Source organism: Larkinella knui (assembly GCF_003858645.1).
Lineage (GTDB): Bacteria > Bacteroidota > Bacteroidia > Cytophagales > Spirosomataceae > Larkinella > Larkinella knui.
In genome coordinates, this window is sequence record NZ_RQJP01000007.1 from 204,713 (window position 1) to 228,042 (window position 23,330).

Annotated in this window: 14 protein-coding genes; 6 read left to right on the forward strand and 8 right to left on the reverse strand. The window is 54.1% G+C overall.

Annotated elements, in window-relative coordinates:
* Positions 1–33 precede the first annotated feature (33 nt).
* A complete protein-coding gene (locus EHT87_RS29355) occupies positions 34–3,651 on the forward strand; it encodes a tetratricopeptide repeat protein (protein WP_124910350.1) in 3,618 nt (1,205 codons plus the stop codon).
* Positions 3,652–3,752: 101 nt separating this feature from the next.
* Complete coding sequence (locus tag EHT87_RS29360) at positions 3,753–5,819, forward strand: caspase family protein (protein ID WP_124910351.1); 2,067 nt, start codon at positions 3,753–3,755, stop codon at positions 5,817–5,819.
* A gap of 27 nt (positions 5,820–5,846) precedes the next feature.
* Here the strand turns inward: EHT87_RS29360 and EHT87_RS29365 are convergent, their stop codons facing one another.
* On the reverse strand, positions 5,847–7,577 hold the full coding sequence (locus EHT87_RS29365) for a DUF885 family protein (protein ID WP_124910352.1): 1,731 nt from the start codon (positions 7,575–7,577) through the stop codon (positions 5,847–5,849).
* A gap of 191 nt (positions 7,578–7,768) precedes the next feature.
* On the opposite strand from EHT87_RS29365, the gene EHT87_RS29370 reads away from it, so the two are divergent.
* From EHT87_RS29370 to EHT87_RS29375, 3 genes are all read left to right on the forward strand, one after another.
* A complete protein-coding gene (locus tag EHT87_RS29370; RefSeq protein ID WP_185716379.1) occupies positions 7,769–9,703 on the forward strand; it encodes a glycoside hydrolase family 2 protein in 1,935 nt (644 codons plus the stop codon).
* Positions 9,704–9,730: 27 nt separating this feature from the next.
* Entirely contained in the window at positions 9,731–9,871 is a 141-nt protein-coding gene (locus EHT87_RS31475; RefSeq protein WP_185716380.1) for a hypothetical protein, read from the forward strand.
* A 137-nt stretch (positions 9,872–10,008) separates the two neighbouring features.
* Positions 10,009–11,142, forward strand: a complete 1,134-nt coding sequence (locus EHT87_RS29375) for a hypothetical protein (RefSeq protein WP_124910353.1) — start codon at positions 10,009–10,011, stop codon at positions 11,140–11,142.
* An 82-nt stretch (positions 11,143–11,224) separates the two neighbouring features.
* On the opposite strand, the gene EHT87_RS29380 is transcribed toward EHT87_RS29375, so the two are convergent.
* Genes EHT87_RS29380 through EHT87_RS29390 form a run of 3 tightly spaced genes read right to left on the reverse strand, consistent with a single transcriptional unit; the run spans position 11,225 to position 15,722 of the window.
* Positions 11,225–12,727, reverse strand: a complete 1,503-nt coding sequence (locus tag EHT87_RS29380) for a restriction system-associated AAA family ATPase (protein ID WP_124910354.1) — start codon at positions 12,725–12,727, stop codon at positions 11,225–11,227.
* Positions 12,724–14,277, reverse strand: a complete 1,554-nt coding sequence (locus EHT87_RS29385; protein WP_124910355.1) for a restriction endonuclease subunit S — start codon at positions 14,275–14,277, stop codon at positions 12,724–12,726. Before EHT87_RS29385 ends, EHT87_RS29380 begins: the two co-directional genes overlap by 4 nt.
* Positions 14,274–15,722 carry a class I SAM-dependent DNA methyltransferase gene (locus tag EHT87_RS29390; RefSeq protein ID WP_124910356.1) on the reverse strand — a complete coding sequence of 483 codons (1,449 nt, stop codon included), beginning with the start codon at positions 15,720–15,722 and terminating at the stop codon, positions 14,274–14,276. The genes EHT87_RS29385 and EHT87_RS29390 overlap by 4 nt, the downstream gene beginning before the upstream one ends.
* A gap of 295 nt (positions 15,723–16,017) precedes the next feature.
* Between EHT87_RS29390 and EHT87_RS29395 the strand changes: the two genes are divergently transcribed.
* On the forward strand, positions 16,018–17,145 hold the full coding sequence (locus EHT87_RS29395; protein WP_124910357.1) for a hypothetical protein: 1,128 nt from the start codon (positions 16,018–16,020) through the stop codon (positions 17,143–17,145).
* A 110-nt stretch (positions 17,146–17,255) separates the two neighbouring features.
* Here EHT87_RS29395 and EHT87_RS29400 read toward each other — a convergent pair whose 3' ends face one another.
* The 4 genes from EHT87_RS29400 to EHT87_RS29415 form a co-directional block, all read right to left on the reverse strand.
* Positions 17,256–19,184: a histidinol-phosphatase gene (locus EHT87_RS29400; RefSeq protein WP_124910358.1), complete on the reverse strand. Its 1,929-nt coding sequence runs from the start codon at positions 19,182–19,184 to the stop codon at positions 17,256–17,258.
* A 224-nt stretch (positions 19,185–19,408) separates the two neighbouring features.
* Complete coding sequence (locus EHT87_RS29405; RefSeq protein WP_114409215.1) at positions 19,409–19,600, reverse strand: cold-shock protein; 192 nt, start codon at positions 19,598–19,600, stop codon at positions 19,409–19,411.
* Between the two features lie 105 nt (positions 19,601–19,705).
* Complete coding sequence (locus tag EHT87_RS29410) at positions 19,706–21,568, reverse strand: glycoside hydrolase family 97 protein (RefSeq protein WP_124910359.1); 1,863 nt, start codon at positions 21,566–21,568, stop codon at positions 19,706–19,708.
* 91 nt (positions 21,569–21,659) lie between these two features.
* Positions 21,660–23,327 carry a RagB/SusD family nutrient uptake outer membrane protein gene (locus tag EHT87_RS29415; RefSeq protein WP_124910360.1) on the reverse strand — a complete coding sequence of 556 codons (1,668 nt, stop codon included), beginning with the start codon at positions 23,325–23,327 and terminating at the stop codon, positions 21,660–21,662.
* Positions 23,328–23,330 lie beyond the last annotated feature (3 nt).

The following is a 23,330-nucleotide window of genomic DNA, read 5'->3' on the forward strand; positions in this document are numbered from 1 at the left end:
GAATTGGCGAATATAGATGAAATTCCTATCTGTATGCCAACCCGTTCTCTGTCAGGTCGATTCGGACTGCTTTTTTTGTTGCTGCCGCTGCTGGCGCAGGCTCAGATTGACCCGCGCTTGCTGACGGCCATCCGCCAGAACAACCCCGCCGGGGTTCAAACCGCTCTCAAGGCCGGAGCCAACCCCAACGCCACCGATTCACTGGGTGCCACGCCCCTGATGTGGGCCTGTTTTAAAGCCGATACCGCCGTGGTGAAACTGCTGGTGCAACGCGGAGCCAAAACCGAGTGCCGGGGTATCCTTTCTGCCGACACCAGTTCGTACTACGGTAGTCTGACGGGCCTGGCGGCCGGACTGAACAAACTGCCCCTGTTGCGCTATTTGATCGAAACGCTGAAGTTGCCCGTCAACGAACCGGAATATAATCCGGAGACGAAGAAGAACGATGGCTGGACTCCGGCGGAGTGGGCAGCTTTTAACGGGAATCTGGCGGTATTGATTTACTTGACCAGTAGGGGGGCTGATTTGACTGTAAGTAGCGACAATGCACTTGTCCTGGCATTAGATCGAAAAAAGGACCCTGTAGCCGGATTTTTACTGGATAAGGGATTGCGATTGCAGCCGACACATCCGGACTACCGCCAATACAAAGACCGTTATCTAGGCTTAATCAAGGCCCTGTCGTGGGAATATAACAAAAGGGGGCGGTATGATCGGGCGACTTTTTTCGCGGAGCTGAGACGTGCTATTTACGCCCAAACTGTTAGCCAGACTGATGAATTATATGCCGTTATGGTGAACGATATAGCCGTGTTGGAAAGGGCTATGGGGCATTATGACAAAGCATTATCACGGGGTTTGGAAGCACTGGGTATTTGTGAAAAAGCAGTAGGGAAAGAAACCCAGACTTATGTCAGCATTTTAGCCGGTCTGTCTACTGTTTACGATAATCTCGATAGGTACGACAAATCGATGGAGACTTGCAAAGAGGCTTTATCGATTGGGGAGCGGGTTTTTGGCAATATTCATCCTACCTATGCCCTCTTGTGTAACAACATGGCTCATAGCTATGAACAACAGGGGGAGTACGAAAAAGCACTGCCGTTGTATATTGAGTGTAAGACGATTCAGGAGCGGGTAGGACTTAAACGAGACCCAAATTATACCAATACGCTGAATAATCTGGCTGTTTTATATGACAGAATGGGCCAGTTCGAAAAAGCGCTCCCACTCTTTTTAGATTGCCTGAAGATTCAGGAAGAAATTTTAGGAAAACAACATTCTCTGTACATAACAACACAACATAACCTGGCTAATCTGTACAATGAAATGGGCAAAAGCGATGAAGCTTTAAAATTGTATAAGGAAGTTTTAGCGGTTATGAAAAGCGGCAATCTGGGGCAGGATCATTATGCCACGACATTGGCTAGTATAGCCAGCCAGTACAAGGCAAGGGGGCTACACACGGAGGCCGATTCATTGTTAAAAGAAAGTCAACGGATTCGGGAGGCTGTGCTTGGGAAAGAACACAATGCGTATGCCAACTCATTAGTTCAGCGAGCCCATTTTTATAAAGAAGACGGAAATTACGCCCAGGCCCTCCCGTTGCTACAGGAGGCCCTGGCCATTCGGGAAAAGGTTCAGGGGAAAATGCACCCTAATTATATCAATACGCAAGTGGAACTGGCTACTTTGTACAAGAATAGGAGGCAATATCAACCCGCGCTTGACTTGTATTTGGAGGCCCTGAAAAACACGGAGAAAGTGTTGGGGAAATCGCACCCGGACTATGCCGGGATCCAGTATGAACTGGCCGATTTGTATGAAGAAACCCGCGAATTCGGGAAAGCCGCATCCCTGCTTATTGAGACGCGGCAACACTATAAAAACCAACTTCTAAAAAACAGTACGATCCTCAGTGAAAAAGCGTTGATCCAATTTCAACAGCAGTTTGATCGAAACGATTTTACGTATTCGCTCGCCAGGCAAACCCGCGATGTTTCTCTTATCGATCAGAGTTACAATGATTTACTGCTGAGTAAAGGGCTAGGGCTCATGGCTGGTCAGCAACTTAATCGCTTGTTGGGTCAAATCAAGGATACGGCAACCGTCCGCTTACTGACACGGCTCCGCGACACGAGGGAACTCCTCAACCGACAGCTTACTATTCCCCTTCGCCAACAGCGGGGCGTCGACTCGTTACAACGCTTATCGGATGTACTGGAGCAACAGCTTGTGATGCGATTGCCCGAATACCGCGACTCGTTCAACGTGCTGAGAATGGAATGGCCGGAGGTGCAGAGCGCCCTTCGTACCGATGAAGCTGCGATTGAATTCGTGGCTTACGATTATTATCACAACAAGTACTCTGCGAATGTTAGCGCCATCGTTTACGCAGCCCTGGTGCTCCGGCCGGGCTATCGCCATCCTAAGTTCGTCTATTTGGGGAAAGCAGGAGACCTGGATGAACTCCTCGCGGCCAATGCCGAATCCCCCATGCAGATCAACGACCTGTACCGGGGCGGTGTGGCCGAAAAGGAAAGTGGAAATGACAAAACGCAGTTGGCCCGGGGCAGAGCCCTTTCCCAATTGATCTGGCAACCGCTCGATTCGTTGTTGCAGGGCGTTAAAACCGTGTATGTGTCGCCGGCCGGGCGATTGCACCAGATTGCGCTGGCAGCCTTGCCTTATCCGGCCGACACGAATCAGCGCATGGCCGACCGTTTCCGGATTCGGCAGGTGGGGAGTACCCGCGTGGTGGCCCTGCGCAATGCCCAGACCGAGCGGCCCTTCGCTAAAAATTCATTTAAAACCCGTCTGTATGGCGGTATTACTTATGAGGCTAACAAGGGTACGCCGTCGGGCCAGAAGACAAGCCAAGCAATTGACAATAAAGCAGTCAAGGCTTGGGAGTATTTGCCAGGCACGCAAACTGAAATCGATGCCCTGCGTCGGCTGCTACCGCCTGCCCAGACGACCTTCCTGAATCGCGAAGCCGCCACCGAAGGCAGTGTAAAAGCGTTGTCGGGCCGGCCTCCCTCCGTGTTGCATATTGCTACCCACGGTTTTTTCTTCACTCCCCCTCCAAAACCGCAAAATGTCATCGAGATTCCTCCGGGCGACAACATTACGATCGACGTGAGAGAATTATCCGAAAAAGCCAGAAAAGAACGAGAGGCTGCTAAACGGCTGGCCGATGCCACCGACGAACGCAGTCGGTTTCGGTTTTCGGAAAATCCCTTGCTGCGGTCGGGGCTGGTCATGGCCGGGGCCAACTACGTCTGGAGAGGGGGAACGCCCATCGAGGGCGTGGACGACGGTATTCTGACGGCTTATGAACTGTCGAACCTGGACCTGCGGGGCACCGAACTGGTCGTGTTGAGTGCCTGCGAAACGGGGCTGGGGCAGGTGCGGGGTAGTGAGGGCGTGTATGGACTGCAACGGGCGGTGAAAATGGCCGGAGCGCGGTATCTGCTGATGAGCCTGTGGCGGGTGTCGGACCAGGAAACCGCGGAATACATGACCCTGTTTTACCGCCATTTACTCGAAAAAGGGTCTGTGCCCGCAGCCTACGACTATGCCCAAAGCCAGATGCAGAGCCGGTATCCAAAGGAGCCTTTCAAGTGGGCGGCTTTTGTGCTGGTGGAGTAAGGGGTCTGATCCTGCGTAAATTGTCATTCATGCCTGTTACTTTTTTTCCGGTCTTCGGAATAACCCACTGAGTACGTTCTTTCAACCTGAAACTTTTTTTTATGGATGCCCTGCGTCAATTGATCCCCTATTCGGTTCTGGCGGTTTTAGCTGCGTTGCTGCTGGCAACGACGCCCGCACTGGCCCAGACCAAACGCGCCCTCATTGTAGCCATTGGCGACTACCCGAACGAAACCAACAAAAACCGGGGCAACACCGACTGGCCGGATATCAATTCGGCCAACGATGTGTTGCTGATTCAGGGAGCGCTGAAACGGCAAAATTTTACGGACATCGTCGTGCTGCGCGACGCCAAAGCGACCCGGGAAGGCATTCTGGCGGCCGTAGACAGCCTGATTGCCCGGTGTCAGAAAGGAGATATTGTGGTCATTCATTTCTCCAGCCACGGCCAGCAGATTAATGATAATGACAGCGACGAACTGGATGCCCTCGACGAAGCCATTGTGTGTTACGGCGCACCGAGCGATACGACCGGTGAATTTGCAGCGTACGACGGAAGCCAGCACCTGCGCGATGAAGATCTGGGCGCATCCATCAACCGGCTCCGTACCAAACTGGGGGCCGATGGCGACGTCCTGCTGATTGCCGATGCCTGTCATTCCGGCACCATTACGCGCGGAAACGAGGGCCCGTTTCTCCTGCGCGGCAATAAAAAACCGATGTATCTGGCCAATCATAAAACCAAAACCGCCCCGCCGGTTGTGCCAAAACCGCGCCCTTTTTTGGCTGCGACCTACAACCGCCCCGCCAGCCAGACCGGTATGGCACCCTACGTCGTGATCTCGGCGGCCCGGGCCAATGAAGTCAATCAGGAATGCCTTACGGCGACCAAAATGCCCGCCGGATCACTCTCCTACGCTTTCACCCGATCGATGACGAACCTTCGGCCGGGGGAAACCTACCGGTTATTATTCAACCGGATTGTGACGGAGTTGCTGCGCATGGGCAAGAGTCAGCACCCCGAAGTGGAAGGGGATGTGGACCGGCAACTGTTTGGGGGGCAGGTGGTGGAGCAGCAGCCCTATTACACCCTGAGCGAAGTGGCTGAAAACCGGCGTCAGTTGACCATTCCGGCGGGGCGGTTGGAAATGATTTATCCCGGAACAACCGTCCGCGTTTGCCCGGCCGGAATCCAAAATCCCGCGACGGCTACGAGGGCGGTTTCGGGAACGGTAACGACCGGTACGCTGTTTTCGGCGACCATCAACCTGGCCAAACCGCTTCCTCCGGGTCTGGAGAGTGAATACTGGGTATTTCTGCAGGAACGGACTTTTGGCGATCTGACGGTTCGGGTTAGTCTCGACAGCCTGCAGCGACCCGCCTTGCGACAACAGATGCAGGCTTCATTGGCTAAACTGCCGCTGGTTAAATTTGACCGGACGACACCCGACTTGCAACTTTGCCCGCGCGATTCCGCGGGATTTTCGCGGGTAGCCGTGAAGCGAATGTCTGACGGAACGCAATTTGGCGACTTGATAAGGCTGCATGAACCGGGCGGGGCAGAAAAAGTGAGTCTCCGGATTCAGGATTATGTACAGGCCAAATTTCTGCAAAATTTCAATCCGTCGTATCCCGGCATCGACGTTCGGATGGAACTACTTCCCAACAAACCCCAAAGCCGGGACGCCAACGATACCACCAGCCGGGCGCCGTTTCTTCAGAATGGTTTGCTGGCGTTGCCGCCGGGGTGGATCTCGGTGCGCATGATGAATGCCGGCGATTTACCGGTTTATTATTCCGTGATCGACATTCAACCCGACGGCCTGGTGTCGGTTATTTTTCCCCGACCGAACACGCCCGATACGCCCGACCAATACCGACTCGAGCCGAAGCAAAGCCTGATCATTCCGAGCCGTGTGGCCATTTCTGCGCCCTACGGCAGCGAAACGTTCAAAGTGCTGGCGTCACTCGAGAAGTTTGACCTGCGTAACGTCATTAAAATGCGTGAACGGGGAAATTTGAGCCTGCGGGGCGTCAACAGTGTGCTGGAAATCCTATTTGGTCGGGCTCAGGTAATGGCCCGGTCGTCCGTTGCCGAAACCGGTTTTCCTGAAACGACCATCGGTTCGTTTAGCTACCCTTTCCTGATTGTTCCGAAAAAACCGTAAAGCTGTCCGCCTGAACCCCGAAACCGTTCACTTTACTCCCGTCTCATAAAACCGCCACGACGTTTTAAAATCCCGGCTCAATTTCTGGTTGGTCAGAATGGCCCGGATCAGCTCCACCGGCATCGCGTTGAGCTGCAAAATGGCGTCGTGAAATTGCTTATAGGTCATTTTTTTGCTGTCGACCAATTCTTTTTTCAGGCCGTAAAACTGAAAACCGCCGGTCATATACGCCAGTTGGTAGAGTGGGGGATAACCGCCCACGAACGACCGGCGCACTTCGCCCTCGGCATTGGCGCGCTCGTGCCCCACCCGGTCAACCAGAAAATCGATGCACTGCTGCGGGGACCATTTCCCGAGGTGATAATTGAGCGAGAAAATGATCCGGGCGCAGCGGTGCATCCGCCAGAACAGCATCCCGATCCGGTCTTCCGGCGATTGCGGAAACTTCATATCCCACAGAATCATTTCCCAGTACAACGCCCAGCCTTCGGTCCAGAATGGGGTGTCGAAATGGCGATAGGTTTTATACCGGTTGTTCATAAATCCCTGAAGATGGTGTCCGGCAATCAGTTCATGGTGAACCGTCGCCCGCGAGAAATGCGGGTTATTGCCCCGCATACTCATCAGCTTGTCCTCGTGTTCCATTGTGCTGGTCGGGTACGAAATCAGGATGGATTCCCCGCCCAGAAAGAACGGCGCCACTTTCTGCCGCGCGGGCGTCATCATGTTCATCCGCCAGGTTTCTTCGGCGATGGGCGGAATGGTCACCAGGTCTTTTTGCTTCAGGAACGCAATCGATTCATTATAAAGCCGTAAGATCAGCTCGGGTTGTCGCCCGGCGGGAACGGCGGTAGTTTTGACTTTTTCCTGAGCGGCTTTCCAATCCGTACCGAAACCCATTTCCTGCGAGGCTTTCAGCAGTTCCCGGTCGCACCACGCAAACTCGCGGTTGGCGATGTCGATCAGTTCTTCCGGCGAATACGGGATCATCTCAAACTGGAGCTGGCGGAGCAGCTCCTCCCGACCCACGGCAATACCGGCAATACCGCTGCCGTCGTCTTTGGTCGGGGCCGCTTCCCGGACTTTTTTGGTGAATAAAGCCGTGTAAGCCGTTAACAGACTGTCGGTTTTTCGGTACGGATCGGGCACCCACCAGCTAAATTGCGGGTCGTAGGCGTTGTAAAAGGTGAAGACACTTTTCAACGCCGACTGCAATCCTTTGGCGGTTCCTTCCGCCCGCCGGGCCTGCGCCGGATCGATCTTTTCCGTTTTTTCGACCGCCTTCCGAACCACTCCGATTTCCTTCCCGATGGCGTTCAGATCCGCAGCCACCTGCTCGGCCACCAGCGGGGTGCCGCGCCGGCGGAGTTTTTCCAGGGCATAGATTTTGTCGGCAAACGGAAACCAGGCTTTTGTCTGATTAACCTCCCGTTCTTCGTCGGCTAACGCCTGAATTTCTTTTTTCAGGTTTCGTTGAAACAGCACATAATCCACCCGGCTGTCGGTGCTCATCCGGTCGAAATCCAACTGCTGCAACTGCCGAAGGTAGTCGGTATGAAAGGTCCTGAAGCGTTCGCGTCGCTCGGGTGAATTTTCAATGGTGTAAAACCGGCTGAGGCTGCCCCGGTCGGCTTCGTAGTTCGTCAGCAGGTGGTGAACATCGCTCGTTTGCCGGGCCAACCCGTTCGGTGGTGTCGGCTGGGCAAAAACCGCCGGGAGACTGGCGAAAAGGAACAGCGTCGTAAAGCGAGATTTCATAAGGAAAGTGGCGACCATTTCCGGCAAGCGTTCGTAGAAGGATGTATTTCGATAAAAGTCAGATAAGAAACGTGGAAAACCGCCCAATACCAAATTTTTAGTGACAAAGTAAGCCGGTTTTGCGGCCCTGATGTAGTAGGTGGTTCCTTGAGTTGGCTTTTGAAAGAGAGTGAAGAAACGATCCCAAATTCATGAACTATCTACTCCGACAGTCATTCAACTTTATTTTACACGGCTCGTTTTTGGGCCTGCTCGGCCTGAATGCCGCATTGGCGCAAACCTCTGCGCCGGGTCCGGCACCGGCCGCTATTCTGAGCCGCTGGGAAAAGCAGGTGACACCCGAAAATGCCTGGCGCGATTATCCCCGGCCCCAACTGGTACGGGCCAACTGGCAGAACCTGAACGGAATGTGGGAATATGCCATCCGGCCCAAAACCGAAGGCCAGCCCGCGAATTTCGACGGCCCCATTCTGGTGCCCTTCTGCGTGGAATCGACGCTTTCCAAAGTAACCAAATCGCTCAAACCGGATCAGCGGCTCTGGTACCGCCGGAATGTGACGATTCCGGCCGACTGGAACGGCCAGCGGGTTTTGCTGCACTTCGGTGCCGTGGATTATGAATGCAATCTGTGGGTCAACGGTGGGTTGGTGGGGTCGCACACGGGCGGTTCCGATGCGTTTGAATTTGATATCACCGACTTCCTGAAATCCGGTCAGAATCAGCTCGTTCTGGGCGTAACCGACCCAACAACCGAGGGAGAACAACCGCGCGGCAAGCAGGTGTTCGACCCCAGAGGCATCTGGTATACACCGGTTTCGGGCATCTGGCAAACCGTCTGGCTCGAACCCGTTCCCAATCCGTCCTACATCGAAGAAGTTCAGCTTACGCCCGAACTGGATTCGGGACGGGTTCGGGTGGAGGTGCTGCTGAACCGGCCGAATACCAGCCCGACGAGTGCGGTCAGGCTGACGGCTTTGGACGGCACGCAAGCCGTTTCGACCCTCCTGATCCGGTCGGGCCGGGTGGCGTATCTGCCCATCCAAAATCCGAAACTCTGGTCGCCCGACCGTCCGTTTCTGTACAATCTGAAAGCCGAACTGGTGACGGTAAAAGATCCTTTTCCCGGAATGGAAAACCGCAACCGGCCGCGCCACAACGAAGCCGAGCGCTCGGCCTATGCCAAAGCCGAGGTAACCGGCACTGCCACCGACGCCGTGACGAGCTACTTCGCCATGCGAAAAATCTCGATGGGGCCGGGCAAGATTGCCGGTCAGCCGGTGATGCTGCTCAACAACAAACCGGTATTCCAGAATGGTCCGCTCGATCAGGGCTGGTGGCCGGGAGGTTTGCTGACGCCCCCGTCGGACGAAGCCATGATTTTTGAACTGGATTTTCTGAAAAAATCCGGTTTCAACATGCTGCGCAAGCACATCAAAGTGGAGCCTGAGCGGTATTACTACCACTGCGACCGGCTGGGTTTGCTGGTTTGGCAGGACATGCCCTCCGGTTTTTTGAGCGGGCAGGATATGGGCCGGAGTGAGGTGGTGGAACCGTTGCGCCGGTCGAAGGGTAAGGAGCAGTTTGAACTGGAATTGCGCCGGATGGTGAACCGGCTGCACAATCATCCCAGCATTGTGACGTGGGTCGTACACAACGAAGGGTGGGGCCAGTATGACAACATTCGGCTGGCCAATTGGGTGAAAGCGCTCGACCCGAGCCGGTTGGTGAATGCTGCCAGCGGTTGGTCCGATCTGGGCGCGGGGGATTTTTTCGACATTCATACGTACGAAGAAGTGCCGAATGTGCCGGAGCCCAAAAAAGACCGAGTGATTGTCGTCGGCGAATTCGGCGGTATTGGCTGGCCCATCACCGGTCACTTGTGGGATCCATCCAAACGCAACTGGGGCTATCAGACCTACCATGATAAAGACGCGGTAATTAAAGCGTACCGAACCAAATACGGAAAAATGGTGGAGATGGCGCAGAAAAATGGCGTTTCGGCGGCCGTTTATACCCAGACTACGGACGTAGAAGGCGAAGTAAACGGGTTGCTGACGTATGATCGGGAAATCATCAAGATTCCGATTGAAACGCTGCGGGAAATCCACGCGCCCTTGTATAAATAGCTTTCGGGGAGTTCCGACCTCTGCGGAATGATTCTGAACCGTTTCAAACCGGGCAGTGGCCAAGGCGCTGCCGCCCGGTTTGAGACGGTTTCTTTTTACCTCATGCTCTATCGTACAAGTTACTTCCAGACAACCCGCGCCAAACGCTTTCCGGTTCTGAAACAATAGTTATAGCATCCTGATTATCAAAAATTTATGGTTTTTTGCAATGGTTGTGCTGAACAATTCGCAGCGAAACTTTAAGTTTTGTTTGCGTATATAAATAAAAAACGATTACTTGCTTGTAACTACAAACAAGTATCTTTATGAAGACAAGACTTTTACTTCTGTTTTCTTTGATCCTGTCGGCATTGGCTGGATCAGCGCAGGATTTGGATTGGAACACCTACGTGGATGGCTCCCTCAATTATACCTATCCAAGTGTCGGTAATCTGCCCGTCAGTGTTAACGTACAGACCTCAGGCAGTACATCGTCGCTCAATCTGAACGAACCGAACGGTCGTCCGACGGGCTTGCGTCTGGCCGCTGACTTTCCCGCCAGCGGCAATTGCGTTTCGGTAAAAATTACCTTTTCGCAACCCATCAGTAATCTGATTTTCAACATGTTTGACATTGATTACTCGGATGGCGATAGCGATTATGAGGATGTGGTAACCATTACGGGTAGTAACGGCGGGACGGGTGTTAGCCCTGCCATTGGCTCGGCCGCTACGAATACCGTCAGTGGCAATACCATTACGGGCACCAACGGAACCGTTGATTTAGCGACCAACCTGGTTACGTTTAGCAGCCCGGTTACGGAAGTGACCATTCAGTATTGCGCTGGTCCTTCTTTTGCCCTTCCGGAAACCCAGGAGATTTACATTGGCGATTTCACCTGGGACGATGCGCCCGCGTTGCCCGTGCGGCTGGCGTCGTTCAGTGGCAAACGGGTCGAAAACCAGCTGCTGCTGGGCTGGCAAACCACCTTTGAATCCAACAGCGCCTATTTCGTCGTTGAACGCAGCACCGATGCTCAGGCCTTTGAAGCCATTGGCCGGGTGACGTCCCGGGGCTTCTCCGAGTCGATGCAGGCCTACGGGTTTACAGACGAGGCTCCGCTGAAAGGAACGAATTATTACCGGTTGCGGCAGGTCGACCGCGACGGGCGGTTTGAATATTCAAAGATTCTGGGCCTGACGTTCGATGCCGCCGGTTTCTATTTTGAGGTGCGGGCGCTGGATCGGGGTCAGATTGAAGTCCAAACCAATGCGCCGGACCCGGCATTTGCGCTGGTGGACCTACGGGGTATTCCTCAGTTGGGTCAGGTCGAAAAGGTGAGCGCAACGCGGTATCTTCTGCAGGTAACGCCGTCGGGGCTGGCTGCTCCCGCGCTGAAAATCGTTCAGATGCGAGCGAATCAGTTTGGGTATGCCAGGCGGGTGCTGCTGAATGAATGACAGACTTGAGGCAGAAAATTAATGTTTATTTGTGTATAACGGACACCCGGTCGGCCTTGCTGACCGGGTGTTTTTATTCCGATCAATCGGCGGGTTGCGGCTGTATGCCGAAGCAGGACCGGAGGATGGTATCGAATGTTGCTCCGTACGTTTCCAGATCCGGGCTTCTTACTTCTACCTTTCTGGTGAGTGGTGCCCGGCTGAAGATGAAAACTTTTTCCCGGGGTAAATCGGCCGGCAGATACGGCGAATGGGTCGTAATGAGGCAATCCTGCTGGAGGGCTTCCCGGTTGTCACAGCGATTTCCTTCCGACGTTGGAAGGGCGCGCAGGCGGTCGAGAAACTTCATGCGCCAGACCGGGTTAAAATGGGATTCGGGTTCATCGAGCAAAAAGACCACGTTGGAAAACGAAATCATGCTGAATGTCCCCAGAAGCTGCGCCAACTGATGCTCGCCGTCCGAAAGGGATACATAATCGACAATGGCGGTATTGCCGCGGGAGTGAAAGTTGACGCGTTCAAAACGAAACACTTTGTCTTCATCCTGGGGCTCCGGCAGGCGCGATGCAAACCGGCGCGCTTTGGTTTCTTTGCTAAACCGTTCGCGGGCGTGTTTAGGAATCACCAGATCATTGAGCATGGCCAGCTTGTGAAAGGCCGAATACAGGTCGAAGGCGGTTTTCCAGAAAAAACGAAAAGCGGTTTTGGTTTCCTGATCCACCCGAAAGTCGAAGGTGTAGGTTTCCGTTTTATCGTCGTATTGATGGCAGGTAGCGCATTTTTGCAGGTTAGTCAGGTATTCTTCGAGTTCGTCCGTCAGTTGAATGCCCTTCCGTTTCGACGTTTTTCCCGCTCGGGCGGGGGCTCTGGGAGCCGCCCCATGCGCCAGCTGAATGCTGCACCGGAAGGAATGCAGATCGTCCAGATGCGCGTACTTCAGGAGCGCCGAACGCTGCTCGTCGCTGCCCAGCAACAGATTGGCAACCAGCACTTCCAGGTGGGTTCCGTAGTCGATCAGCATCAGGCGGGTATCCTGAATGGTCTGAAAAACCGTCGATTTTACCGCCCGGTCGATGGCACTCTCGCGTACTTCTTCCGCATACCCGCTGCGGCTCAGCAGGAACGGCAGACTCAGCGTCTCGTTGTCTCCGGATGAATAACCGACCACTTTGCTGGGCAGCAGTTCTTTCGTTTCGGGGGCGGTCAAGTCACAGTTCACCCAACTGCCGTCGGCCAGCTTTTCAATGACAACAACCGGCCGGCGTTTCGTCTGGGCCCGGCGCGTGATCCGTACATGCACCGATGAAGGGCTGCCGTGGGGCCGGATGCGGTATTCGACTTCAAATTGCAAGCCGGGATTGCCTTCAATGCGCTCTTCCTGACTCACAACGGCGTGGAAGGCCGATTGGAACATTTCGGCCAGCACCTGCAGCAGCTGCGATTTGCCCGTACCATTGGCACCAATCAGGCACAATGGCTCGAATGTTGTTTGCTCATCCATTTGAGAGCGCAGCATAATATCGAGCCCGTCGAGCAGGCCACCGCACGTATCGGCCGAAATGATGTGAATACGTAATAGCCTCATGGTTTTATCCGGATCAATGTCATGGCCTGTTTTTCGGGATCAAAGACCTGTTTTAGCGCAGGGTGTTTTTCGGAGAGCAGGGTAAAAACCGCTTCTTTCAGAACATCGTAGTCTACAGCGAGTTGGCTGCGCAGTTCGTCGAACGTGAACTGATCGGTCGGCAGGAATCGGATGGATTCCAGGACCGTTTCGGGCGAAAGTTTGGTCATCTTGAGTTTTCGGGTGCGTTTGGGCAACTTTGCCGTGGCGGATCGCGCCGTTCGGGCGGCTTGCATGCGCCTGAGCAGCACCCCGGCGGGTTCGTCTTCGGGGTGCTGCGGAACCAGCTGGCCGCGAAAGGCCCGGTCCAGCGTGGCCGCCGGTAACCGCTCAATTTTGGCGTGAGCCGCCACGCAACGCGCTTCAAGGGCATCGGCATAGGCGAACAGACTGTCGACCCGGCGGACGATTTCCCGCTGTTCGGCAACCGGGGGCACCGGAAATAAAAAATTACGGCATTGGGAAAGCGAGATGTTGATCTGTCCGGCCGACCCGCGCGTTTCGTGCAAAATGGCGGCCAGGTTGTCGCCTTTGCAAAGCAGGTAATAGAGCCACCCGCTCGTGATGCGCGGGCTGGGCCGGAAAAGCGTGATGGCCTGGTTGATGTTCCATTCCGGGTAGGTGTCCGGAACCACGGCAACCTTGCCCAGGGGCGGCCCAACGATGTTCATCAGGACATCACCCGGTACCGTCTTCGACTTTTTAAGCGCACCGTTGTGGGATACCGGCAAAATGAACTGCGGTTTACCGGCAAAGTCAACCCGTTGATTCACCAGGTTATTCACTTTCAGGAAGGGAATATTCGGCTGATCGAAGAAGCCTTCCGTTGGTGTTCCGCCGTTCTGAACTTTTTCGCAAACCTCTTCCGCCCGCTCCGTCGTCCAGTCGGAGAGGTCTTTCATGCGCCATAGTTCCGTAAGTTTGCCCGAGGTAGCCGCCGAAAGAATCGACTGGCGCAGGTTTTTCAACAGATCCAGCACCCGGTCCAGCCGTTCGTGGCACGCTTCAATTCGGGCGAGTGTAGCCCCGATCTTGTTCACGATTCGATCCTGTTCATTGATCGGCGCAATCAAAACCGGAAAGGTGGCTACTCGTTTGGGTTGCGCCCGGGTGAGCGATCCCCCGACGCCCGATACTCCCCGGCAAATCAGGTCCCGGAAAGCCGGGGTGCTGAAATAATACCGCAAAAAATCCGGCGATAACGCGGGTGCCCGCAGCACGATCCATTCCGAGGAGGCAATTTGCGCGAACTTCGCTTTGGGCATCACCTTCCAGACGCGATTGATGCGGGGGTTAATCTTGCAGATCAGAACGTCGCCGGGTTCCACCAGTTGCTTGACGGAGCCAATGGACGAACCGGCCAGCAGTTCGGGCTGATGGGTTGGAAACGCGGGGACGCTGTATACCTCGAACCAATCGTCAGGTTGCCTGGCGGGGGTAATGATCTGCGACAGGAATTCGTTGATTGCGCCCAGATTTACTTTTATCCAGCCCGGCGGTAATTCACTCATACGTCAACCTCCTCTCCCAATTCCTCCATGATTTCCCGTAATTCTTCCAGCGCTCCCTCAAGTTCTTCCAGGACTTCCCGCGCCAGCACGCCCGGTTCCGGCAGTTCTTCACTTTCGTCCTTGAGCCAGGAAATATCCAGGTTGTCGTTGTGTTGGGCAATCCACTCGCGGGTAAAACAGCGGAACCGGTTCGACCCATCCGAATCCTTTCTGCGGAGCAACAACGCTTCCGCCTGCCCCAGCGGATCGGTACCAAAAGCGGTTTCAAACCCGGAAAAATGATCCCGGGTCAGCAGGGTGCGTTTCCCGTATTGGGGCATGTTCGCCCGCAAATCGTAGACCCACACTTCTTTCGTATTCCCGTGATCGGTTTGGCCTCTTGTGAAGAAAATCACGCAGGTTTTTACGTCCTGCGCATAAAAAATACCGGTAGGCAGGCGCAAAATGGTGTGCAGATTGCACTTGTTCATCAAATCCGCCCGGATTTGTTTGCCGATATTGCCTTCAAAAAGCGCGTTGTCGGGCAATACGACGGCTGCCCGGCCACCCGGTTTGAGTCCCAGATAACTATGCTGCAGGAAGCAAAACTGCTTGTTGCTGGTGGGGTAGGGGAGGTCGGTACGTTCGGGCAACCCTCCGCCTTTTTTGCTGCCAAAAGGAGGATTGGAGAGAATCAGCGTGGCTCCGGGCAGTTTCTGGCCGTCTGCCGAAAGCGTATCGCCGTAGTGGACACCGCCCGCACCGGGGTTGAAATCAATACCGTGGAGAAATAAATTCATGAGTGCAAGCCGATGCGTATCATGCACATGTTCCATGCCAAAAAAGGTGCTGTTGCGGTATTTTTCCAGTTGGTTTTTCGTCCAGTTTTCCGGCGGATAGTGTTCGCGGATGTAGTGATTGGCCGCAATCAGAAAACCGCCCGTTCCGGCGGCCGGGTCCTGAATCGTGTCATCCAGCGACGGTTTCATGACCCTCACCAGGCTGTCGATCAGCGAACGGGCGGTGAAATACTGACCCGCCCCCGACTTCTTTTCATTCGCATTCTTTTCCAGCAATCCTTCGTAAATATCCCCCAGATCTTCCCGTCCGGCATTGTACCACGCCAGTTTATCGATTCCTTCCACCAGCGTAGACAGGGTTGCGGGCTTCCTGATGAACGAACTGGCATTGCTGAAGATTTCCCTGACAATCTGATCCCCGTGCGTACCCAGATGGATGAGCGTAATTTTGTAGGCTTCGAGTCGTCCGAGTTTTGGATTGGCAATCAGGTTATCCCACCGATGGCCCTTCGGAATCTGGTGTTCGGTGCCGGTTTCCTTCGCCATCTTGAAAAAGAGCAGATACGTCAGTTCGGTAACGTATTGATGATACGTTACGCCATCGTCTTTCAGAACATTGCAGAGGGTCCATAGCTTGGCAATAATGTCGTTGGAAATAGGTTTCATAAGGTCGTTCTTCTCGCGGTACGGGCAGATGGTTGCTAAAATAGGCGGTTTAAGCAGGGAAACCGCACGAGTTAGTCCGCTATTTCTAAAAAACAGAAACATGTAGTTGCTATTTCTGAAATTCGTTCATGCTACCTTTTCGGCCAAAACGGCTCTTTCTTGTTTTAATCAGGAGGCTGATAAGACCCTTCCTGAACCCTTTTTCGGTCTATTTCTACGACCAGTTTTAATTTATCTTGGATTTATAGCGAATATATGTTAATTCGCATGTACACACAAATAAACATTAAGTATCATGAAACGATTTTTACTACTGGCCATTACGTGGCTCACTCAATCTGTGGGTTGGGCGCAGGATTTGAATTGGAATACCTATCCGGAAGGAGAGTTGACGAACACCTATACCAACATAGGGAACATTCCGGTCAATGCTACGGTGGACATTACCGGCTCCACAAGCTCGTTCAGCCTCGATTATCCCCGGCCTGTCACCAGCGGGTTGGAACTGAATGCCAACTTTCCGACGAACGGCGATTGTATTTCCGTCAAAATTACCTTTTCGCAGCCCGTCAGCAACCTGAACTTCAACCTGCTCGATATTGACCGGATCGATGGTGACAGCCAGTATCAGGATCAGGTAACGGTAACGGGTAGCAACGCCGGAACACCGGTCAATCCGGCCATCGGGTCGGCGGTTACCAATACCGTTAGTGGCAACACGATTACGGGCATCAATAGTACCGTCAATAATGCGGTTAACTCGATCAATTTCAGCAGTCCGGTTACCGAAGTGACCATTCAGTACTGCGCCGGACCGGAATGGGTCGATCCCAAAAAGCAGTTTATCTATATTTCAAATTTTGGTTGGGACGATGCGCCCGTGTTGCCCGTGCGGCTGGCGTCGTTCAGTGGCAAACGGGTTGAAAACCAGCTGCTGCTGGGCTGGCAAACCACCTTTGAATCCAACAGCGCCTATTTCGTCGTTGAACGCAGCACCGATGCCCAGGCCTTTGAAGCCATTGGCCGGGTGACGTCCCGGGGCTTCTCCGAGTCGATGCAGACCTATGGGTTTACGGACGAGGCTCCGCTGAAAGGAACGAACTATTACCGGTTGCGGCAGGTCGACCGCGACGGGCGGTTTGAATACTCAAAGATTCTGGGCCTGACGTTCGATGCCGCCGGTTTCTATTTTGAGGTGCGGGCGCTGGATCGGGGTCAGATTGAAGTGCAAACCAATGCGCCGGATCCGGCATTTGCGCTGGTAAATTTGCAGGGAATGCCAAACCTGGGCCGGGTCGAAAAGGTGAACGCAACCCGGTATCTTCTGCACGTGAATCAGGCTGGTTTGGCCACGCCCGCGCTGAAAATCGTTCAGATGCGAACCAACCAGTTTAAGTATTCCAAAAAAATCCTGCTCAATTAATGTACCCACGGACTTCAGTCCGTGGGTACGTAAAATTGCCGCCAGATCCGCCCCGAAAGCCGGTGTTGTCAGCGTCAGAGTGATCGGTTCGTCAGGCTTTAAGAAAGACATTACTTAGTGGTCAACAAAAAATCCCGCACCAATTCCAGCTGGTCGGTGCTCAGGAAATCGGCTCCGGCTTCGCGGAGTTTGGTCCACACGGCCGGATCTTCGGGGCACGCCCACAGCCGCAATTTCTTGCCCTCGGCATGAACGCGCTGAACCAGTTGCCGGAGTTTCTGCGCCTGATCATCCGGCATTGGGCCCTGCCCGCGCCAGCTGAGCTGATTGCTGTACGAATCGCTTACCACCGGCATCAGCTCGCGGCTGAAACCCTTGCCCAGATCGGCAGGCCGACCATCGATGCCCGCCAGTCGGTCTTTTGCTTTTTTCAGGGTTTCGATGGGGCGGTTTCCGGAAATAAAAACCGTAACAGCGCCCGGCTGGCAGCGATTTCCGCGGCAGGACGTCAGGATGGAGCGGTATTTTTGCAACATCTTTTCCAGCGCCTTGTACGTGCTGTCGGCCCCGGTTTTGAAGTCAATCATCAGGTAAACCGGCCCGTTGTAATTCGGGTAGACTTTGCCACCGTTCTGCCGAATTCGTTCGGCCAATGGCCGCAGGTACAGGTTTTCCAGGGACTTATCAGGATTCCAGAAAGCCGGGCGGTTGTGGGCGACGTACAGGGTGTCGTTTTTCGCATACACATCGGCTTCGACACTCGTAAAACCGTGATCCAGGGCATCCCAAAGCGGCCGCGATTGCTCGTAATCGTTGTGCGCGTGGGCGTTGGGCAGCGGCACCACATTGGCGAGGGGCGGTGGAGCTTGCAAGCGGGCCAGCGGCTGCGTCCAGGCGGTTTCGACGTCACCCGGCTCGAAAGGATTGAATTTGGGCTTGGTCGAAATCACTTTCGCCCGCACCAGCAACTCATCGGTCAGCGTATAACTAGCCTCATTCCCGGTCAACTCGCGGAGGATTTCCGCTTTTTCCTGGCCTTTCCGAATGCCGATAAACTGAATACGGTATTTGACGTCCGGCTCCGTTTTGATTTTGAAGGCCACCGTCGTGGCGGTTTGTGTCAGGCTTTCAAAGGTGACGCCGGTGGTTGCATAAAACCGCCCGGCTTCCAGGGCTTCCACAATCGTGTTGGGTTGTAGCGCGGGCGCGTTGACCATGACCCAGCCGCGCCCCGAATTACTGAACGTCGGCCCAAAAAAATTGTAGTGGTGGCTGTCGTCGGTGGCCAGACCGAGCATCAGCGGCCGACCCTCCCGGAGAAAATGCAGGTTGATTTTGTCCCACATCGACTCGGTGCCTTCGCGGGTGCTGTCGCCGTAATTGTGCACCAGCGGGTGGCCGTTGAAAACCTCGAAAAACCGCTCGTGCCGGAGTTTCATGAGGTCATTGGCCGTAATGGCATAATAAAAATTGGGGTGATTGATGTGGGGGAACATGGGCTGGCCCGTTTGCCGCCGTTGCGCCACCACGGCGTCGATGTTATTCTGCATCACCTCCGAAACGCTGTTGCCCGGCAGCGGTTTCAGCAGGTTCTTCACGTTGGTCATGTTGATGTGAATTGGCTTGCCCTGATAACCGGTCGACACCTCTTCGCTCTTGAGAATCAGGAACTTCTCCGGTTCTTCAAAATAAGTCCGGTATTCACTCAGGTTTTTGAGCCGCACTTTCAACGAATCATTCGGGCCGGTCTGGTACTTCACCCAATCGGGGCCGAACGTGCGCAGATACCGCTCAAAGGTGCGACGGCGGTCGGGAGCGCGCGGCACTTTGATCCATTTTTCACCTTCCTGAAACGTGTTGTGGTCCGATAAACCGATGAACTGGTAACCGTTGGCCTTGTACCAGTCCATGATCATCTCCGGATAGTCGTCGCCGTCGCTCCAGAGCGAATGCGTGTGCAGGTTGCCTTTGTACCAGTTTTGGGCCTGGGCGATTGGGAAAGTGAACAGAAGAAAAAAGAAGAGTAAGAGCGGTCGCATGATGGCAGAAAGAGGATGCAACCGGAAAAGGGAGGGAAGAGCGGTTTCTAACCGAAAAATATGCTTTTTAGCGGGTCGTGTTTGATATGCCAGGACTTACTCTATGATAATTCTGGTACACCGGTGCTAAATGACGATAGAATAATGAACACGAAACCCCTAAAACGAAAAAACATGCCCGGAAGCATGTTTTTTCAAGCGTTTCAAATTATTATATCTTTCGATTAAATAACCTCTACGTTAACGGCATTCAAACCTTTTTTACCTTGTTCAACTTCAAATTGAACTTTGTCGTTTTCACGAACTTCGTCAATTAAACCTGAAACGTGAACAAAGATGTCTTTGTCTGAATCCGAAGGGGTAATAAACCCAAAACCTTTGAGTTCATTAAAAAATTTAACAGTTCCTGTTTGCATTATATTGTATTGTATTTTAAAATTTGATCAAAGGTAGGTAAAATATGTCAAAACCGCACCATTCGCCTAATTTATTTTAAAAACCTTCCGGATTCTGAAAACACCTCAATTTCTTTTCAGGATCACGGCCTGTCCACCCGAAGGTAACAGATTGGCCGTCAGACGGTCTTTGGCGGTCACCGTCCGGGTTTGCTTCCGGACTTTGCCGGTTCCGTCATCTTCATATAATTCCAGCGTATACCGTTTCCCCGGCTCTAAAAACGTGAGCGGGAGGTCGATTTTCCGGGCTTCGGTATTGGTGATAGTACCCACAAACCAGTCATTCCCTTTCCGCCGGGCTACCGACACAAACTGGCCGGGCGTTCCATCCAGCACCTTCGTCTCCTCCCAAACCGTTGGCAAATCTTTCCAGAATTCAATTTCCTGCCGATCCGGAAAATCGGCCGGTTTTCCGTACCAGTACAAATACTGGAGCGGACTGAAATAGATTACCGGCAGAGCCAACTGGTGGCCTTTGGTATTAGTTAGGCGCGGCTGATTGAAGCAAAACGTGTAATCGGCGGCCCCGGCAATGTACCGCGTGAAGGGTAAAACCGTGTTGTGGGTCGCATCGGGCCACTCTTCGTTGCCGCGAACGCCTTCCTGCGTCAGCAAATTGGGGTACGTCCGGCTAAAACCCGTCGGGCTATATTCATCGTGAATGTCCAGAATCAGGTGGTGTTTGGCGGCTTTGCGGATGGCGTCGTGGAGCCAGACTGTCCAGTGGTGCGATCCGGTATGCACAAAACCGTATTTAATTCCGGCTACGCCCCAGCTTTCGTAGAGCGGTAACAACGTATCCAGTTGCCGTTCGAGCGCCCGGTGGTTGACATACAGAATCACTTTTTTACCCTTCGATTTGGCGTACCGAATGGCTTCGGGCAAATCCAGATCGCCTTTCGGGTTCCGGCGCGGATCGACGTTGACGGTGGTAGCATCCGACGCAATTTCGTATTCGTGACCGTACCAGCCCGCGTCGAAATGGATGTAATCGATGTGTTGTTCAACCGCAAAATCGACCAGATTTTTGGCCCCGGTGGTCGACAGCGTCACTTCCCGCATCACCCTTCCCGGTTTGATCCAGCTCACGTCCTTGATCGCGTTCGGCGGGTTAAGGTTCTGAATCAGGTAGTTATGTTCGAGCAGGTCGCCGGGCCGGTCGGCGGCCAGGACCACCCGCCACGAGCTCGCAAACGGCGAGGCTTCGGTAATTTCACCCGCCAATTGACTGACCAGTTGATCGGGACCGGCGGTTTTCAGCCGCACCAGCGGATAACTGCTTTGCTCGGCTTGTGTAATACAGGCCCAGGTTCCGTTGTCGAGTTTCAGGGTCAGCGGCATCTGGGCGGCTTTCGTCCAGTTCTCCACCGGTCGTTCTACGTAACTTCCCTGGGCATGATCGGTGTAGAGTGCTTTGGTTTTCGGTGGCAGGTTGAAAAAGGTCATTTCCTGTCCGACTTCCAGAATTTGCATCCGCAGATCTTCCGGAAAGAAATACCGGAAAGCCACACCCTCGTCGTAGGCCCGGGCGATGATCTGCATCGTTCCTCCCGACCCCGGACCGTTGCGCAGGCTGACAATCAGCTCGTTGTAACGATCGGGAATCTCGGAGCGTTCACCCCAGACCGGTTTCCAGCTCGATTGCTGGCTGCGTTTCGTCGCCGACACGATCCGCAGGTTCTTGTCCCAATTGAACGGCCGGGAACCGGCGGGATTACCGCCCAAGCCGAGCCGCGAAGGCTGAATGAGCGGTTTGTTCCGGTACGTAATTTCGTAAACCGGACTTTGGGGTGATTCCGGCCCGTCACGCAGGACGATCGACCAGGTTAGCAGGCCGTTGGGCGAACTGATCCGCAGAGAGTCCGGGGTTTGCGCGAGCCCTTTTTCAAGAAAAAACAGGGTGAAAAGAATACCAAGTAGTCGGGTCATTCAGGTTGACGGTTTAAGAAAGATGCGTAGTCGATGCCGGAGATTCATACCATGAAGAATCTCCGGCACGCTATTTACTACCGGTTATTGATCAATACCCCGGATTCTGTTCAATTTTGGCATCCAGGTTGGCATCGATGAATTTCTGCGGAATGGGAAATAATTCGTGCTTTTCGGCGATGTTGCTGCCCGTTTTGGTATTGTATTTTTTCACGCGGTCGACCAGAACGGGCGAATTGGCCAGAAAACCGAAGCGGATGAGCGTTCGACGGCGGGGTTCTTCCATGATCAGCTCCCGCACGCGTTCATCCAGGATGTAGTCGAGCGTGGCGCGGTCGGCGGTGACCGGTTTGGCTTTGGCGCGGCTGCGCAGCACGTTGAGGTCGTCGGCGGCTTTTTGTTTGTCGCCTTTTCGGATGTACGCTTCCGCCCGCAGCAGATAGGTTTCTGCCAGCCGGATTTTATAAAACTCAACGAACGTCCGCCCGGTTGTATTCCCGGCCAGCGGATCGCCTTCCAGCTTGCGGGTATACGGATAATACCAACCCGAGTTCAGCGTGTCGATTTTGGCCGCAATCGGATCGACTTTCTGCCCAAAAAACCGCGAGGTGGCGTTGTTGTAATAGAACGTCCGCCGGATGTTGTACGGCGAATTCCGCATATCGTTCCAGTCCTCCTTCCAGACGTCGTAACTGGCGTAGGGCGTTCCCATCACCCAGCCGACCGGGCGGCCCAGGCTGTCGCAGACCACCATGCCCGACTTGCCTTCCGGGTCTTTGATGTTGTGATAACCGGCTCCCCAGGCGCGCATGCTGCTGTTTCCGCCAAAAGCGGTGGCATTGGTCGCGTTGGTGTAGGTGACGCCACCGGGCGTCTGGTATTCGAACTGGAGCGCCCAGATGGTTTCGGTGTTGGCGGCCAGATTCTGGTTTTTATCCCGAAACAAATCCGAAAAAACGTCGCCGGGTTGCGCCAGTTTGCTCCCAAACCGTTGCGTCATGAGCTTATACGAGCCATCGTTGATCACGGCAGAAGCGGCTTCAATCGCTTTGTCGTTGTTGCCCAGGGCCAGATACACTTCACTCAGAAAATGGTCGGCCGCGGCTTTCACAATGCGGCCCGGAGCCGCCGGTTTTTTGGGCAACCACTGCGAGGCAAATTCGAGATCCTGCCGGGCAAACTCCAGGACTTCCTGCCGGCTGGCTCGCGTATAGTCCGTTTTGGGGGCCGTTTCGACATGCGCCACCAGCGGTACTCCGCCGTACAGATTCGCCAGAATGGAGTAGGTATAGCCCCGAAAAAACCGGGCTTCGGCCACAATCGCGTTCTTTTCGGCTTCGCTGGCCCATTTTACGGCTGGTTTATCGGCATAATCGACCACAATGTTGGAACGCGGCAGCATATTCAGGTAGGCCCATTCCCACCACAGATCGACGGAAGCCAGCGTCGGGGTCAGCGAAACATTGTAGTCGCGCAGCAGCGTCGAAACCGCCCCCGGCATGTAGGCATCCGTACCGATGTTCATGGCGTGCAGGTTTTCGGTGTCGGTGCCGAACAGTTCGTTCCGGGCGGCCGAATGAATGGCAATAATCGCCGTTTCAAAACCGGCCTTATCCACCAGCACCACGTCGGGATTCAGAAAAGCTTTGGGCACCTCGTCGAGGACACTGTCTTTGCAGGCGCTGGCCCAGAAAACCAGCATCAGCGTTCCCAACAGGGTCAGATGCCGTTTTGAAGCTAAAATAAGAATGCGTTTCATCGT

Excerpts from the sequence above, each read along its gene's own strand:
- EHT87_RS29380 (WP_124910354.1), bottom strand. The coding sequence starts at position 12,727 with ATGAGGCTATTACGTATTCACATCATTTCGGCCGATACGTGCGGTGGC.
- EHT87_RS29410 (WP_124910359.1), bottom strand. The coding sequence starts at position 21,568 with ATGACCCGACTACTTGGTATTCTTTTCACCCTGTTTTTTCTTGAAAAA.
- EHT87_RS29385 (WP_124910355.1), bottom strand. The coding sequence starts at position 14,277 with ATGAGTGAATTACCGCCGGGCTGGATAAAAGTAAATCTGGGCGCAATC.
- EHT87_RS29365 (WP_124910352.1), bottom strand. The coding sequence starts at position 7,577 with ATGAAATCTCGCTTTACGACGCTGTTCCTTTTCGCCAGTCTCCCGGCG.
- EHT87_RS29415 (WP_124910360.1), bottom strand. The coding sequence starts at position 23,327 with ATGAAACGCATTCTTATTTTAGCTTCAAAACGGCATCTGACCCTGTTG.
- EHT87_RS29360 (WP_124910351.1), top strand. The coding sequence starts at position 3,753 with ATGGATGCCCTGCGTCAATTGATCCCCTATTCGGTTCTGGCGGTTTTA.
- EHT87_RS29370 (WP_185716379.1), top strand. The coding sequence starts at position 7,769 with ATGAACTATCTACTCCGACAGTCATTCAACTTTATTTTACACGGCTCG.
- EHT87_RS29390 (WP_124910356.1), bottom strand. The coding sequence starts at position 15,722 with ATGAAACCTATTTCCAACGACATTATTGCCAAGCTATGGACCCTCTGC.
- EHT87_RS29405 (WP_114409215.1), bottom strand. The coding sequence starts at position 19,600 with ATGCAAACAGGAACTGTTAAATTTTTTAATGAACTCAAAGGTTTTGGG.
- EHT87_RS31475 (WP_185716380.1), top strand. The coding sequence starts at position 9,731 with ATGATTCTGAACCGTTTCAAACCGGGCAGTGGCCAAGGCGCTGCCGCC.
- EHT87_RS29395 (WP_124910357.1), top strand. The coding sequence starts at position 16,018 with ATGAAACGATTTTTACTACTGGCCATTACGTGGCTCACTCAATCTGTG.
- EHT87_RS29355 (WP_124910350.1), top strand. The coding sequence starts at position 34 with ATGCCAACCCGTTCTCTGTCAGGTCGATTCGGACTGCTTTTTTTGTTG.
- EHT87_RS29375 (WP_124910353.1), top strand. The coding sequence starts at position 10,009 with ATGAAGACAAGACTTTTACTTCTGTTTTCTTTGATCCTGTCGGCATTG.
- EHT87_RS29400 (WP_124910358.1), bottom strand. The coding sequence starts at position 19,184 with ATGCGACCGCTCTTACTCTTCTTTTTTCTTCTGTTCACTTTCCCAATC.